The sequence below is a fragment of the Luteibacter sp. P4_E6 genome (assembly GCF_056401535.1).
The window spans coordinates 1-12,917 of the sequence record NZ_JBFUJE010000076.1; the positions used below are offsets into that span (position 1 = coordinate 1).

Genomic DNA, 12,917 nt, shown 5'->3' on the forward strand with positions numbered 1-12,917 from the left:
CCCCGGCTCGGCGAGGCTGTCCAGGCCAAGCCACTCCAGCTCGCCCGGATCGGCAATGCGATAAAGATCCAGGTGGAAGGCCTGGCGCTCACCGAGGTCGTAACCCTCGACGAGACTGTAAGTCGGGCTCTTCACACGCTCGCCCACACCGAGCGCGCGAAGAAAGGCGCGGGCGAACGTCGTCTTGCCTGCACCGAGGTCGCCGTAGAGGAAGGCCACGAGGCCGTCGGCTGGCAGATTCGCCGCGAGGCGACGACCCAGGGCCATGGTGGCCTCCTCGTCCGCGAGGATCAGCTCCACCTCGGCGCTCATGCATCCAACCCGTTGACAAGGCGACGCAGCGGCTCGAGCAGGTCCCCTGCGAGCAGCCCCCGCTCACCGGCGCGTGCCGCCGCGTCGCCAGCGCGGGCATGCAGCCCCACGCCGAGGCAGGCCGCCTCGTAAGCATCGCAACCCTGCCCCAGAAGCGCCGCGATAATCCCGGTGAGGGTGTCGCCCATGCCACCGCTGGCCATGCCTGGATTACCCCAGGGGCACACGGAGACCTCGCCCGTCGGTGAAGCGATCAGGCTCCCATTACCCTTGAGCACCACGACAGCCTTGTAGCGCCGGGCCATCTCGCGGACGGCGGCGAAACGGTCGGCCTGAACCGCCTGGGTGTCGATGCCGAGCAGGCGACCTGCCTCCCCAGGGTGCGGCGTAAGCACGACGGTACGAGGCAATGGGCGCTCCTCGGCACGCAGCAGGTTGAGCCCGTCGGCGTCGAGCACGGTCGGCAGCCCGGCATCGAGCGCGGTGGTCCAAAGCGCGTGGCCCCAGGCGGCCTGGCCCAGGCCGGGACCCAGGGCCAGCACGGAGGCCTTCTCCAGCATCGGCTGCAAGGCCTGCGGGCCATTGACACCATGGGCCATCAATTCCGGCCGCGCGGCATTCATCGCCAGCACGTTCTCCTCGCGCGTGGCCACGCTGACCAGGCCAGCACCCGTACGCAGCGCGGCTTCAGCGGCCATGCGCACGGCTCCGCCAGTGCCGTGGTCGCCACCGATGGCAAGCACGTGACCGTTCGTCCCCTTGTTCGACTCGCGCGGCCGCGAGTGCAGATGGGCGGGCAACAGGAGACGTGAGTCAGGCGTGTCGAGGACCGAATCCGGCAGTCCGAGGGCGTGAAGCTCGATCACGCCCGCGACTTCGCAGTGAAAGGTATGCAGCCCGCGCTTCTGCACGATGAAGGTCGCGGTCGCCTCGGCGCGCACGGCCACGCCGGGCATCGCCCCTGTGTCGGCTGAAAGCCCGGAGGGAATATCGAGGGCGAGGATGGGCGTGCCGACGGCGTTCATGGCTTCGATCGCGTCGTGGGCCTCACCCTCCGGCGCCCGATTCAGGCCCGTGCCGTAGATCGCGTCGACGAAGACGTCAGCGATGGGAAGACGGGTCCAGTCGGAAAAGGCGGCGCAACGTCCGCCCGCCGCGACGAAAGCATCGCGCGCCTGCGAGGCGTCGCCGCCCTTAGGTTCGCCCAGGGCGACCAGATCGACGGACAAGCCTGCCAGACGTGCGTCGCGTGCCACGAGGTAGCCGTCGCCACCGTTGTTTCCCGCGCCGCAGACCACCCGCAGGCGCCGGGCACCCGGCCAGCGGCGCTGCAGCATGGCGAAGGCCGCCGCCGCGGCGCGCGTCATCAGCTCCAGGCCGGGGACGCCGAGCTCGGCCGTCGCGCGCTGGTCTGTCGCGCGGGCCTGCGCCGAAGTGAAGAGAGCGGTACCGAGGGTGGGTGCGGTCATCGGGGGATTATAGAAGGGGCAAGTAGAATGCACGTATGCCCGCCTCGCCCGCCATCGACTACACCGCCCTTGCCACCGACATCAGGGCATGGGCGCGCGAGCTCGGGTTTGCCGACGTGGGCATCTCCGGCACCGACCTTGGCAACGATGAGGCCTACCTGGAGCGGTGGCTCGCGGATGGTCATCACGGCGAGATGGAGTACATGTCGCGCCATGGCACGCGCCGCAGTCGCCCCGCCGAACTCGAGCCCGGAACACTCCGCGTCGTGTCCGTACGCATGGACTACATCCCGCCCGGCACCGCGAATGCGTGGGACGTGATCAACGATGGCGACAAGGCGTACGTCGCCCGCTACGCGCTCGGTCGCGACTATCACAAGGTCATGCGAAACCGCCTGCAGAAACTGGCGGCGCGGATCGGTGAGCGGATCGGCGACTTTGGCTACCGTGCCTACGTCGATTCCGCTCCGGTGCTGGAGAAGGCTCTCGCCCGCAACGCAGGGCTCGGCTGGATCGGCAAGCACACGGTGTTGATCAACAAACGCGCGGGCTCATATTTCTTCCTTGGCGAGCTGTACACGGATCTCCCCCTGCCCGTGGACAAACCGGCCACGGCGCACTGTGGCAGCTGCCGCAAGTGCATCGATATCTGCCCCACCCAGGCGATCGTCGCACCGTACCGCCTCGACGCGCGAAAGTGCATTTCCTATCTCACCATCGAACTCAAGGGCAGCATTCCCGAAGCGCTGCGCGTGCCCATCGGCAACCGCATCTTCGGCTGCGATGACTGCCAGCTGATCTGTCCCTGGAACAAGTTCGCCCAGGAAGCGACGGAGCCCGACTTCGCCCCACGCCACAGCCTCGACGGCCCTAAGCTCGTCGACCTCTTCGCGTGGAGCGAAGCGGAGTTCCTTGCACGCACCGAAGGCATGGCGATCCGTCGCACGGGTTACGAAGGTTGGTTACGCAATCTCGCCGTCGGCCTAGGCAACGCACCGACGAGCGGCGAGATTCTCGCCGCACTAAACGCACGCGCCGACGACCCGTCGGAGGTGGTACGCGAGCATGTGGCCTGGGCGCGTGCGCAACATGCGTTGCGGGCGGGGTCGTAGTTTTTGGGGATAGCCGCTGCGCGGCTCATGTCTTCAGCGGCGTTCGCCGCCTAGCGCGCGTGCTGTCGTGGGAGTCGCGGTCGGGTTGGCCCTTGGGGCCGCGGCGCGGCTCTTCGAGACGGGCCGTAGGTGGCGCTCTCGCTTGCACGGAAACTGAGCGGCCCTCAGCTTAAGCGGCCCCAAGGGCCAACCCGACCGCGACACCGGACGTTGAGGTTACGTGCGGCAAATGCGGAACGCCGCTTCGTCTCCATGCATCGCATGACTGCCGCACACACGTCGCTGCACTGTTGTCGTAGGAGCCGCTTCAGCGGCGAACCCTCGGGTTGTCGGGTTTGCGAACGAGGCCTTGTGGTGATTGGGCGAGCGGTTGAACGCCTGCACGATGCGACGCAATGCCTCGTTCGCGACGTCACCGCTGAGGGTTCGCCGATGAATCGGCTCCTACAAGAGCGGCGCTGCGACTTGCGGGCGGTGTGCTCGACCACACGAAACCTCGACGTTCAGTGCCGCGAGGGGCAAGGCCCTTGGGGACGCCTAAGCTGAGGGCCGCTCAGTCCACATGGAATGCGACAGAGGAGCTACGGCCCGTCTCGAAGAGCCGCGCCGCGGCCCCAAGGGCCTTGCCCCTCGCGGCTCCCAACGCCCCCGCAAGCGTGAGGCGGCGAACGCCGCTGGTTGCATGGGGCGCGCAGCGACCGTCCTTTCGCCGATGAATCGGCTCCTACAAAGGCAGCATGAGCTTGCGCAGCGGGCTAAAAAAAAACCCGGCACAAGGCCGGGCTTGGTTACGCCATGTACGAGAGGTTCAAACCATGCCACCCGACTTGCGCACGATCAGCATCGCCATTTCGAGTGACTGCTCATAGTTCAGGCGCGGATCGACCATGGAACGGTACGCGCGATCGAGGTCGCCCTCGACCAGATCGCGGGCGCCACCGAGGCACTCGGTCACGTCTTCGCCAGTGAGTTCGAGATGCACGCCACCAAGGCGGGTGCCCGCGGCAGCATGGATATCGAAAGCCTGGTCGAGTTCGCCGGCGATGTTGGCGAAGCGACGGGTCTTGTAGCCATTGGTGGTGCTCTCGGTATTGCCATGCATCGGATCGGCCACCCACAGCACACGGCGACCTTCCCGCTTCACCGCCTCGAGCAGCGGCTGCAGATGCGTGCCGATCTTGTCGTTGCCCATGCGATGGATGAGCGTAAGACGGCCGGGCTCTTCGTTCGGGTTGAGCACATCGATAAGACGAAGCAGGTCATCCGCCTGAACCGTCGGCCCGACTTTCACCGCGATGGGATTGCGAATGCCACGGAAGTACTCGGTGTGAGCGCCATCGAGCGCCGCGGTCCGCATGCCGATCCACGGGAAGTGCGTCGACAGGTTGAACCAACCATCCTGACGCGGGACCTGCCGCGTAAGCGCTTCCTCGTAATGCAGCAGGAGGGCCTCATGAGACGTGTAGAAATCCACGCGCGAATAGCTCGAGATCGACTGGCCCGCGAGCGTCTCCATGAAGCGCAGCGAATCGCCGATGCTGGCGACCATGCGGCGGTATTCGGCGGCCAGCGGCGAATGCTCGACCCAGGCGAGATCCCAGTATTCCGGGTGGTGCAGGTCGGCAAAACCACCGTCGATCAATGCCCGCACGAAATTCATCGTCATCGCCGAACGCGCATGCGCCTTGATCAGGCGATTCGGATCCGCGCGACGGGCTTCCGGTGTGAACTCCGGACTGTTCACCAGGTCGCCGCGAAACGCCGGCAAGGTCACGCCCTCCCGTGTTTCGCTGTCGGCCGAACGCGGCTTGGCGTACTGGCCGGCGAAACGGCCAACACGGATCACGGGCTTCTTCAGGCCGTGGACGAGCACAAGGCTCATCTGCAGCAGCACCTTCAGTCGATTGGAAATGATCGGGCTGTTGCAGTCCGCGAAGCTCTCCGCACAGTCGCCGCCCTGGAGCAGGAAGCGCTCGCCATCCTGGGCCTCGGCGATGCGCTGCTTCAGCGCGAGGATCTCCCAGGAAGTGACCAGTGGCGGCAGCTGACCGAGCTGCTCGAGCGCGCGACCGAGTTCGCTGGCGTCGTCGTAGCTCGGCTGCTGGAGGGCGGTCCTCGACCGCCACGAACCCGGCGTCCAGTCGAGGGACGAGGGTGCTACGGCTTTGAGGGAGTGCTGCATGACGGCGGTGCCTTCGTGTATGCGCCTTGGGCGGCGCGGGGAAATCAACGGACGGTGCGACGGACGGCGACAAGCGCCCAGACGGTCAGCACGATGAACCAGAACAGCGTCCACCCGGGCATCGGGATGCCGAGGATGGGCTCGATCTTCGCGCACTCACCGGAACCGGTGAACGCCAACTTGAGCATCTTCGTGAACGGAAAAGCGTCGAACAGATAGCCGAGACCCGGTCCGCACGCCGGCACATCCGCGGCGGGAAGCGACTGCAGCCACAGATGCCGGCCGGCCGTGGCGATGCCCCAGAGTCCACCCAGCGTGATCAGGACGGCGTAAACGCCGCGAACACCCACCCTGCGCGGTGCGTGCAGGCCACCGACCAGGAAGAACAGGCCCATGGTGCACACGGCGATACGCTGGAAGATGCACAGCGGGCACGGGTCCAGGAGCATCACGTACTGCGCATAGAGCGCGAACGCCATGAGGGCAACACAAACAACGAAACCGGCGAGATAGCGACCGCGGAACGAGAGGTTCATAGAGGCGATATGCGGTGGGGAACGCCCACGTTAACCCTTTGTGCACGTGCTTGTCAGCAACTGCGTAAAGTTTCTTTTGTAACCATGGATCAATGGCTTGCGTAAGAATTACCGCAAATCCCCGGTCGCCGCCCCGAAACGAAAAAACCCCGGCAGGTCTCCCTGCCGGGGTTCGTTCGAATCGGCCCGCCAGGGCTTACTCGGCGTCGACCGCTTCGGTCTTGGCCGGGCGATCCACGAGTTCGACATACGCCATCGGCGCATGATCGCCGGGACGGAAGCCGCACTTGAGGATGCGCAGGTAGCCGCCGGGACGCTCGCGGTAGCGAGGACCGAGCTCGACGAAGAGCTTGCCGACAGCCTCTTTATCGCGCAGACGCGCGAAAGCGAGGCGGCGGTTGGCAACGCCATCGGTCTTGGAGAGCGTGATGAGCGGCTCTGCGACGCGACGGAGTTCCTTCGCCTTGGGAAGGGTGGTACGGATAAGCTCGTGCTTGATCAGCGACGAAGCCATGTTCTTGAACATCGCTTCGCGGTGGCTGCTCGTGCGGTTGAGCTTGCGACCGGATTTCTGGTGGCGCATGGCGTTTACTCTCTAGGTCTATTGTTAGGAAAAGTCGTCAGAATGAAGCGACTTCCCGCGGTTACCCGCTATTCGAGGCTGTCAAAACGCCCCGTTATTAAGAGCACGGTCTCTATGGACCGTTCTGTACTTCCGGTGGAAATGCGCGAGGCATCCGCCGGATGGCGCAAAGAATCGGGGCGATCGAAAAGCGATCGCCCCGTTTGAATCAGCCCAGCTGCATACCGTGGGAAAGCCCCGGCGGCGGCCAGTTTTCGAGCTTCATGCCGAGAGCGAGACCACGCCCGCCCAGCACATCCTTGATTTCCGTCAGCGACTTCTTGCCCAGGTTCGGCGTCTTCAACAGCTCGACTTCGGTCTTCTGGACCAGGTCGCCGATGTAGTAGATGCTTTCGGCCTTGAGGCAGTTCGCCGAACGGACCGTCAGTTCGAGATCGTCGATCGGACGCAGCAGGAGCGGATCGAACCCGCCCTTCTCCGCCTTGGTCGAATCGCTCTCGCGGCGCGAGAAATCGCCGAAAACCGACAGCTGATCGTTGATGATTTCAGCCGCCTTGCGGACAGCGTCTTCAGCACCGATCGTGCCGTTCGTCTCGATATCCAGCACGAGCTTGTCGAGGTTGGTGCGCTGCTCGACACGAGCGGCGTCCACTTCGTAAGCCACGCGCAGGACCGGCGCGAACGACGCGTCGAGCTGCAGACGGCCGATCGGCCGCGTCTCGTCATCCGGATGCTGGCGCGCGCTGGCCGGCTGGTAGCCGACGCCGCGACGCACCTTCAGACGCATGTTCAGTGCCACATCCTTGGTGAGGTGGCAGATCACGTGGTCCGGGTTGACGATTTCTACGGAATGGTCGACCGCGATGTCGCCTGCGGTGACCACGCCTTTGCCCTTCTTCGACAGCGTCAGGGTGACTTCGTCACCACTGTGCTGGCGGATGGCAACATCCTTGAGGTTCAGCAGGACTTCGATCACGTCCTCCTGCAAACCCTCAAGCGTTGTGTACTCGTGCAGCACGCCGTCGATTTCGACCTCGACGATGGCGCTGCCCGGGATCGAAGAGAGCAGCACGCGACGCAGCGCGTTGCCCAGGGTGTGACCAAAGCCACGCTCGAGCGGCTCGACCACCACCTTAGCGCGGTTCGCTCCAAGCTGCTCGACGCTGAGGCCACGAGGCCGCAGCACACTAGTTGACGAAACTGCCATGCAAGGCTCCGGTGAATTACTTCGAGTAAAGCTCGACGATCAGGGCTTCGTTGATGTCGGCCGGCAGATCACCGCGATCCGGCACAGCCTTGAACGTGCCTGCGAACTTCTTGCTGTCGACCTCGACCCACGACGGACGAAGGTCCATCGTGTCAAAGACCGTCGCCGCTTCCTGGACGCGCAGCTGACCGCGAGCCTTTTCGGTCAGCGAGACTTCGTCGCCCGGACGGACGTGGTAGGAAGGCACGTTGACCTTCTTGCCATTGACCGTCACGGACTTGTGAGCCACGAGCTGACGAGCCTGGGCGCGGGTAACCGCGAAACCCATGCGGAACACGACGTTGTCGAGACGGCTTTCCAGGAGGCGAAGCAGGTTTTCACCCGTATTGCCCTTCTGGGTCGAAGCCTTGGTGTAGTAGTTGCTGAACTGACGCTCGAGCACACCGTAGATGCGCTTGACCTTCTGCTTTTCACGCAGCTGGACGGCGTAGTCGGACAGACGGGCGCGCTTGTTTGCGCCATGCTGACCGGGTTTGTTCTCGAGCTTGCACTTGGAATCAAGCGCGCGGGCCGGGCTCTTCAGACCGAGGTCGGCACCTTCACGACGCGCAAGTTTGCAGGTAGCTCCACGATAACGGGCCATGGGTATGCTCCTTAGACGCGACGCTTCTTGGGGGGACGGCAGCCGTTATGCGGAATCGGCGTGACGTCAATAATGTTGAGCACTTTGTAGCCCAACGCATTCAGCGAACGCACGGCCGACTCACGGCCCGGGCCGGGGCCCTTGATGCGAACTTCCACGGTCTTCACACCGTAGTCGCCAGCAGCGCGGCCAGCCTTTTCGGCTGCCACCTGAGCGGCGAACGGGGTCGACTTACGGGAGCCGCGGAAACCCGCGCCGCCTGCAGTCGCCCACGACAGGGCATTGCCCTGGCGATCGGTGATCGTGACGATGGTGTTGTTGAAAGAAGCCTGCACGTGGGCCACGGCATCCGTGACAACGCGCTTGATCTTCTTCTTGGTTTTAACCGGCTTAGCCATAATCGGTATCCGTTACTTCTTGATCGGACGACGCGGACCCTTGCGGGTACGGGCGTTGGTACGCGTGCGCTGGCCGCGCACCGGCAGGCCGCGACGGTGGCGCAGGCCACGATAGCAACCGAGGTCCATCAGACGCTTGACCGCCATACCGATCTCGCGGCGAAGATCGCCCTCGACCGTGTACTTGGCGATCTCGGCGCGGATCTTCTCGACCTCACCTTCGCTAAGCGACTTGATGGGAGTGGTCGGAACCACGCCCGAGTCGACGCAAACCTTCTTCGCCCGCGAACGGCCGATTCCATAAATGCTCTGCAGGCCGACCCAGACATGCTTCTGGACCGGCAAATTGACACCCGCGATGCGCGCCATGATGTACTGTCTCCGATGCGTTTCGTGCGCGGTAAACGCGCAATTCTAACCTGAATTAACCTAAACGGGAAGTCCTGCGGCGCTGGGCGCCAAGGCCTCCCCTACTTGGGGGTCTCTGCCGCGTCTCAGCTGCGACGGAGATTGGACTTCTTGAGCAGACTCTCGTACTGGTGGCTGACGAGATGGGCCTGGACCTGAGCCGTAAAGTCCATCACCACCACCACCACGATCAGCAGCGAAGTGCCGCCGAAATAGAACGGAACGTGCCAGGCGTTCTGCATGAACGTGGGCACCAGGCAGACCAGGACGATGTAAACCGCGCCAACACCGGTAAGCCGGGTCATGACGCCATCGATGTAGTCTGCCGTGGCGCGACCCGGACGGATGCCCGGAATCAACGCGCCCGAACGCTTGAGGTTATCGGCCGTTTCCTGCGAGTTGAACACGATCGCCGTGTAGAAGAAGGCGAACCCGATCACCAGCACCGCGAACACGATGTCGTGCACCGGCTCACCCGGGCTCAACGCCGTGGTCAACCACTGCAACCAACGCGACTGGTGGGCAGTGCCGAACCAGGTCGCCGCAGTCGCGGGGAAGAGCAAGAGGCTGGTCGCGAAGATCGGCGGAATGACGCCCGCCATATTGATCTTCAGCGGCAGGTGCGAAGTCTGGCGCTGGAACTGGCGCTGACTGCCCTGCTTCGCGTAGTTCACGGTGATACGCCGTTGAGCGCGCTCCATGAACACCACGAAAGCGGTTACCGCCAGGATCAGCGCGGTCACCATGAGCAGCTTCAGAACCGACAGCTCTCCGTTGTTCGCCATGGTCAGCGTGTGCGCGATGGCACCCGGGAGACCGGCCACGATACCGGCGAAGATCAGCATCGAAATGCCGTTGCCGATACCGCGCTCCGTGATCTGCTCGCCGAGCCACATCAGGAACATCGTGCCGGCGGTGAGACCGACGACGGATGCCATGACGAAGCCCGCACCGGGCATATAGACCACCGGACCGCTCGCGCCGACCTGCTTCTGCAGGGCAACCGCGATGCCGAACGCCTGAAATGCCGCCAGGCCAACCGTGCCGAAGCGCGTGTACATGGTCATCTTGCGACGACCCGACTCGCCTTCCTTGCGCAGAGCCATGAGCGACGGAATGACCGAGCCCATCATCTGCACCACGATCGACGCCGAGATATACGGCACCACACCGAGAGCGAACACCGAGAATCGGGAAAGCGAGCCGCCCGAGAACATGTTGACCATGTTCAACAGACCGCCGCCACCCTCAACCAGGCTGGTCATCGCCTCAGGATTCACGCCCGGAACGGGAATGAACGAACCGAGGCGGAAGACCACCAGCGCACCAATCAAGAAGAAGATGCGCTGACGAAGTTCCGTCAGTTTGCCCAGCGAGCCGAGCGTTGTGCCCTGCGCTGCTGCCACCTGATTACTCCACGCTGCCGCCGGCGGCTTCGATAGCCGCCTTGGCGCCGGCCGTCGCAAGCACGCCCGTGAGCTTGATCGCGCGGGTGATTTCACCCTTGAGGACAATCTTGACCTTCTTCGCGCGGCTGGTCACGAGACCGGCAGCGTGGAGAGCGATCAGATCGATCGTGTCGACCTTCAAGGCAGCCAGCTGGTACAGACGCACTTCTTCGGTGTCGCGCTTCTTCAGCGAGCGGAAGCCCACCTTCGGAAGGCGACGCTGCAGCGGCATCTGGCCGCCTTCGAAACCGTAGCGATGCGTGCCACCGGCACGTGCATGCTGACCCTTATGGCCGCGGCCAGCAGTCTTGCCGAGGCCGGAACCAATACCGCGAGCGACGCGGGTGCGGGACTTGCGGGCGCCCTTACCGGGACGTAGATCGTTAAGACGCATGATTCTTACTCCTCGACCCGAACCAGGTAGTAGACCTTATTGATAAGGCCACGGACCTGCGGGCTATCCTTCAGTTCGCGCACATCATTGATGTGGCTCAGGCCCAGGGCCTTCACACTCAAACGATGACGACCCTGCACACCGCGCAGGCCCTTGACCAGGCGGACGCGGACGGTACCGCCAGCGGCGGTTTCGGTGTTCTTAGCCATTGCCGAGGACCTCTTCGATCGTCTTGCCACGCTTGGCGGCGATGCGCTTCGGCGATGCGACGGCCTGCAGACCCTTGATCGTCGCGCGGACGAGGTTAATTGGGTTGCGCGAGCCGACGGCCTTGGCGAGCACGTCCTTCACACCGACCACTTCGAGGACAGCGCGCATGGCGCCGCCGGCGATGACGCCGGTACCCTGGGAAGCGGGCTGCATGTAGACGCGAGCCGCACCGTGGTTAGCCTTGATGGCGTACCACAGCGTGCCCTGGTTCAGTTCAATCGTGACCATGTTGCGACGGGCGCGTTCCATAGCCTTGGAAATGGCGACCGGCACTTCACGTGCCTTGCCATAACCAAAACCGACGCGGCCTTCGCCGTCGCCAACAACGGTCAGCGCGGTGAAGCTCATCTGGCGGCCACCCTTGACGGTCTTGGCCACGCGGTTGACGGCGATAAGCTTTTCAAGCATGCCGTCCGAATTTTCGCGATCTGTCGAGGACATCTCTTTTCCTGATAGCCCGGAATGATAGTTAGCCGGGACTTCTGTTTACGGCTCGGTCGCCGCTTGGAGTTGTAGGAGCTAAATCGGGCGACATCGGCCCCGAGGGACCGATGTCGTTGCCTGACGCCTCTTAGAACTTGAGGCCGGCTTCACGGGCTGCATCGGCGAGAGCCTTGATGCGACCGTGGTAACGGAAACCCGAGCGATCGAACGCGACTGCCTCGATACCGGCGGCCTTGGCGCGCTCGGCAACGATGCGGCCGACGGTGGTCGCGGCTTCCATGTTCTTCGTACCCTTCAGACCTTCGGCAACCGCGGACTGCACGGTCGAGGCGGCTGCCACGACAGTACCGTTCGGTGCGAACACCTGGGCGTAGATGTGCTGACCGGTGCGGTGCACGCTCAGGCGGTGGACCGCGAGCTCACGGATGTGAGAGCGGGTCGACTTGGCGCGGCGCAGGCGGGAATCGTTCTTGTTCATCGTATTACTCCAGAAAGCGGATAGACCGATTAGGCCTTCTTGGCTTCCTTCAGGATGATCTTCTCGCCCGCATAACGGACGCCCTTGCCCTTGTAAGGCTCCGGCGAACGGAACGCACGGATCTTCGCCGCCGTCTGACCCACGAGCTGCTTGTCAGCGCCCTTGATCAGGATTTCGGTCTGCGTCGGGACTTCGATGGTGATGCCTTCCGGCGCCTCGAAGACGACCGGGTGCGAGAAACCGAGCGAGAGGTTGACGGCCTTGCCGGCAAGCTGTGCGCGGTAACCGACGCCGACCAGCTCGAGCTTCTTCTCGAAACCGGCGGTGACACCCTGGACCATGTTGGCGACAACGGCGCGAGCCGTACCACCGAACTTGTCGTCGGCGCCCTCGGCGAGAACGACGGTGGCGACGCCATTGTCCTGCTGGAACGTAACGCCCGGCAGTTCATGGGTCGTCAGCGTGCCCTTCGGGCCCTTGACGGAGACGGTACCGTTGGCGATCGAGATCTCGACGCCCTTGGGGAGATTGATAGGCAACTTGGCTACACGTGACATACGGGACTCCTTACGCCACCTGGCCGATGACTTCGCCGCCAAGACCCTTAGCACGGGCCTGAGCGTCGGTCAGGAGACCGGCGGAAGTCGAGATGATGGAGATGCCCAGGCCGCCGAGGACCTTCGGCAGCTCGTCCTTGCCGCGGTAAACGCGGAGACCGGAACGGCTGACACGGGAGATGGTTTCGATGGCCGGGAGACCCTCGAAGTACTTCAGCTTGATCTCGAGCACCGGCTTGCCCGCTTCATCAGCGGAACGGGCGTCGAGGATATAACCCTCTTTCTGCAGGAGCTGCGCGAGGGCCAGCTTCATTTTCGACGACGGCATACGAACAACCGCTTTGCCAGATGCCTGGCCATTACGGATGCGCGTAAACAGATCGGCGATGGGATCAGTCATGCTCATAAGAAAACCCTTGAGAGTGCACCGATATCCGAATTACCGGAGATCTTTAAATTGTAAAGCCGACAGAAGT

The 12,917-nt window shown here is 63.7% G+C and carries 17 protein-coding genes; 1 reads left to right on the plus strand and 16 read right to left on the minus strand.

Annotated elements, in window-relative coordinates:
* Positions 1-312: tRNA (adenosine(37)-N6)-threonylcarbamoyltransferase complex ATPase subunit type 1 TsaE (tsaE, locus tag AC1DT2_RS07300; RefSeq protein ID WP_477295523.1), on the minus strand; the 312-nt coding region annotated here is incomplete at its 3' end.
* On the minus strand, positions 309-1,781 hold the full coding sequence (locus AC1DT2_RS07305) for an NAD(P)H-hydrate dehydratase (protein ID WP_477295525.1): 1,473 nt from the start codon (positions 1,779-1,781) through the stop codon (positions 309-311). The genes AC1DT2_RS07305 and tsaE, both read right to left, overlap by 4 nt.
* A gap of 35 nt (positions 1,782-1,816) precedes the next feature.
* On the opposite strand from AC1DT2_RS07305, the gene queG reads away from it, so the two are divergent.
* Complete coding sequence (queG, locus tag AC1DT2_RS07310; RefSeq protein WP_477295527.1) at positions 1,817-2,893, plus strand: tRNA epoxyqueuosine(34) reductase QueG; 1,077 nt, start codon at positions 1,817-1,819, stop codon at positions 2,891-2,893.
* Positions 2,894-3,701: 808 nt separating this feature from the next.
* Here the strand turns inward: queG and AC1DT2_RS07315 are convergent.
* The 14 genes from AC1DT2_RS07315 to rpsH all read right to left on the minus strand — a co-directional run bounded on the left by AC1DT2_RS07315 (position 3,702) and on the right by rpsH (position 12,847).
* A complete protein-coding gene (locus AC1DT2_RS07315) occupies positions 3,702-5,075 on the minus strand; it encodes a class II 3-deoxy-7-phosphoheptulonate synthase (protein ID WP_477295529.1) in 1,374 nt (457 codons plus the stop codon).
* A gap of 44 nt (positions 5,076-5,119) precedes the next feature.
* Positions 5,120-5,611, minus strand: a complete 492-nt coding sequence (locus tag AC1DT2_RS07320; protein WP_477295531.1) for a disulfide bond formation protein B — start codon at positions 5,609-5,611, stop codon at positions 5,120-5,122.
* A gap of 196 nt (positions 5,612-5,807) precedes the next feature.
* A complete protein-coding gene (gene rplQ, locus AC1DT2_RS07325; protein WP_063570892.1) occupies positions 5,808-6,194 on the minus strand; it encodes a 50S ribosomal protein L17 in 387 nt (128 codons plus the stop codon).
* Between the two features lie 208 nt (positions 6,195-6,402).
* Complete coding sequence (locus AC1DT2_RS07330; protein WP_036115434.1) at positions 6,403-7,401, minus strand: DNA-directed RNA polymerase subunit alpha; 999 nt, start codon at positions 7,399-7,401, stop codon at positions 6,403-6,405.
* Positions 7,402-7,417: 16 nt separating this feature from the next.
* On the minus strand, positions 7,418-8,044 hold the full coding sequence (gene rpsD / locus AC1DT2_RS07335; RefSeq protein WP_046967235.1) for a 30S ribosomal protein S4: 627 nt from the start codon (positions 8,042-8,044) through the stop codon (positions 7,418-7,420).
* A gap of 11 nt (positions 8,045-8,055) precedes the next feature.
* Positions 8,056-8,442, minus strand: a complete 387-nt coding sequence (gene rpsK / locus AC1DT2_RS07340) for a 30S ribosomal protein S11 (RefSeq protein WP_007513384.1) — start codon at positions 8,440-8,442, stop codon at positions 8,056-8,058.
* A gap of 12 nt (positions 8,443-8,454) precedes the next feature.
* Complete coding sequence (gene rpsM, locus AC1DT2_RS07345; RefSeq protein WP_046967236.1) at positions 8,455-8,811, minus strand: 30S ribosomal protein S13; 357 nt, start codon at positions 8,809-8,811, stop codon at positions 8,455-8,457.
* Positions 8,812-8,936: 125 nt separating this feature from the next.
* Positions 8,937-10,256, minus strand: a complete 1,320-nt coding sequence (gene secY, locus AC1DT2_RS07350) for a preprotein translocase subunit SecY (RefSeq protein ID WP_046967237.1) — start codon at positions 10,254-10,256, stop codon at positions 8,937-8,939.
* Between the two features lie 4 nt (positions 10,257-10,260).
* Complete coding sequence (gene rplO / locus AC1DT2_RS07355) at positions 10,261-10,692, minus strand: 50S ribosomal protein L15 (protein ID WP_063570891.1); 432 nt, start codon at positions 10,690-10,692, stop codon at positions 10,261-10,263.
* A gap of 5 nt (positions 10,693-10,697) precedes the next feature.
* Positions 10,698-10,901 carry a 50S ribosomal protein L30 gene (gene rpmD, locus AC1DT2_RS07360; RefSeq protein WP_063570890.1) on the minus strand — a complete coding sequence of 68 codons (204 nt, stop codon included), beginning with the start codon at positions 10,899-10,901 and terminating at the stop codon, positions 10,698-10,700.
* Positions 10,894-11,403 carry a 30S ribosomal protein S5 gene (rpsE, locus tag AC1DT2_RS07365; protein WP_046967240.1) on the minus strand — a complete coding sequence of 170 codons (510 nt, stop codon included), beginning with the start codon at positions 11,401-11,403 and terminating at the stop codon, positions 10,894-10,896. Before rpsE ends, rpmD begins: the two co-directional genes overlap by 8 nt.
* A 130-nt stretch (positions 11,404-11,533) precedes the next feature.
* Positions 11,534-11,884, minus strand: coding sequence for a 50S ribosomal protein L18 (gene rplR, locus AC1DT2_RS07370; protein WP_063570889.1), 351 nt, complete (start codon positions 11,882-11,884; stop codon positions 11,534-11,536).
* A 29-nt stretch (positions 11,885-11,913) separates the two neighbouring features.
* Complete coding sequence (rplF, locus tag AC1DT2_RS07375) at positions 11,914-12,441, minus strand: 50S ribosomal protein L6 (RefSeq protein WP_063570888.1); 528 nt, start codon at positions 12,439-12,441, stop codon at positions 11,914-11,916.
* 10 nt (positions 12,442-12,451) lie between these two features.
* The gene (rpsH, locus tag AC1DT2_RS07380) at positions 12,452-12,847 is read right to left on the minus strand and encodes a 30S ribosomal protein S8 (RefSeq protein ID WP_063570887.1); all 396 of its coding nucleotides are present in this window, start codon (positions 12,845-12,847) and stop codon (positions 12,452-12,454) included.
* Between the last annotated feature and the right edge of the window lie 70 nt (positions 12,848-12,917).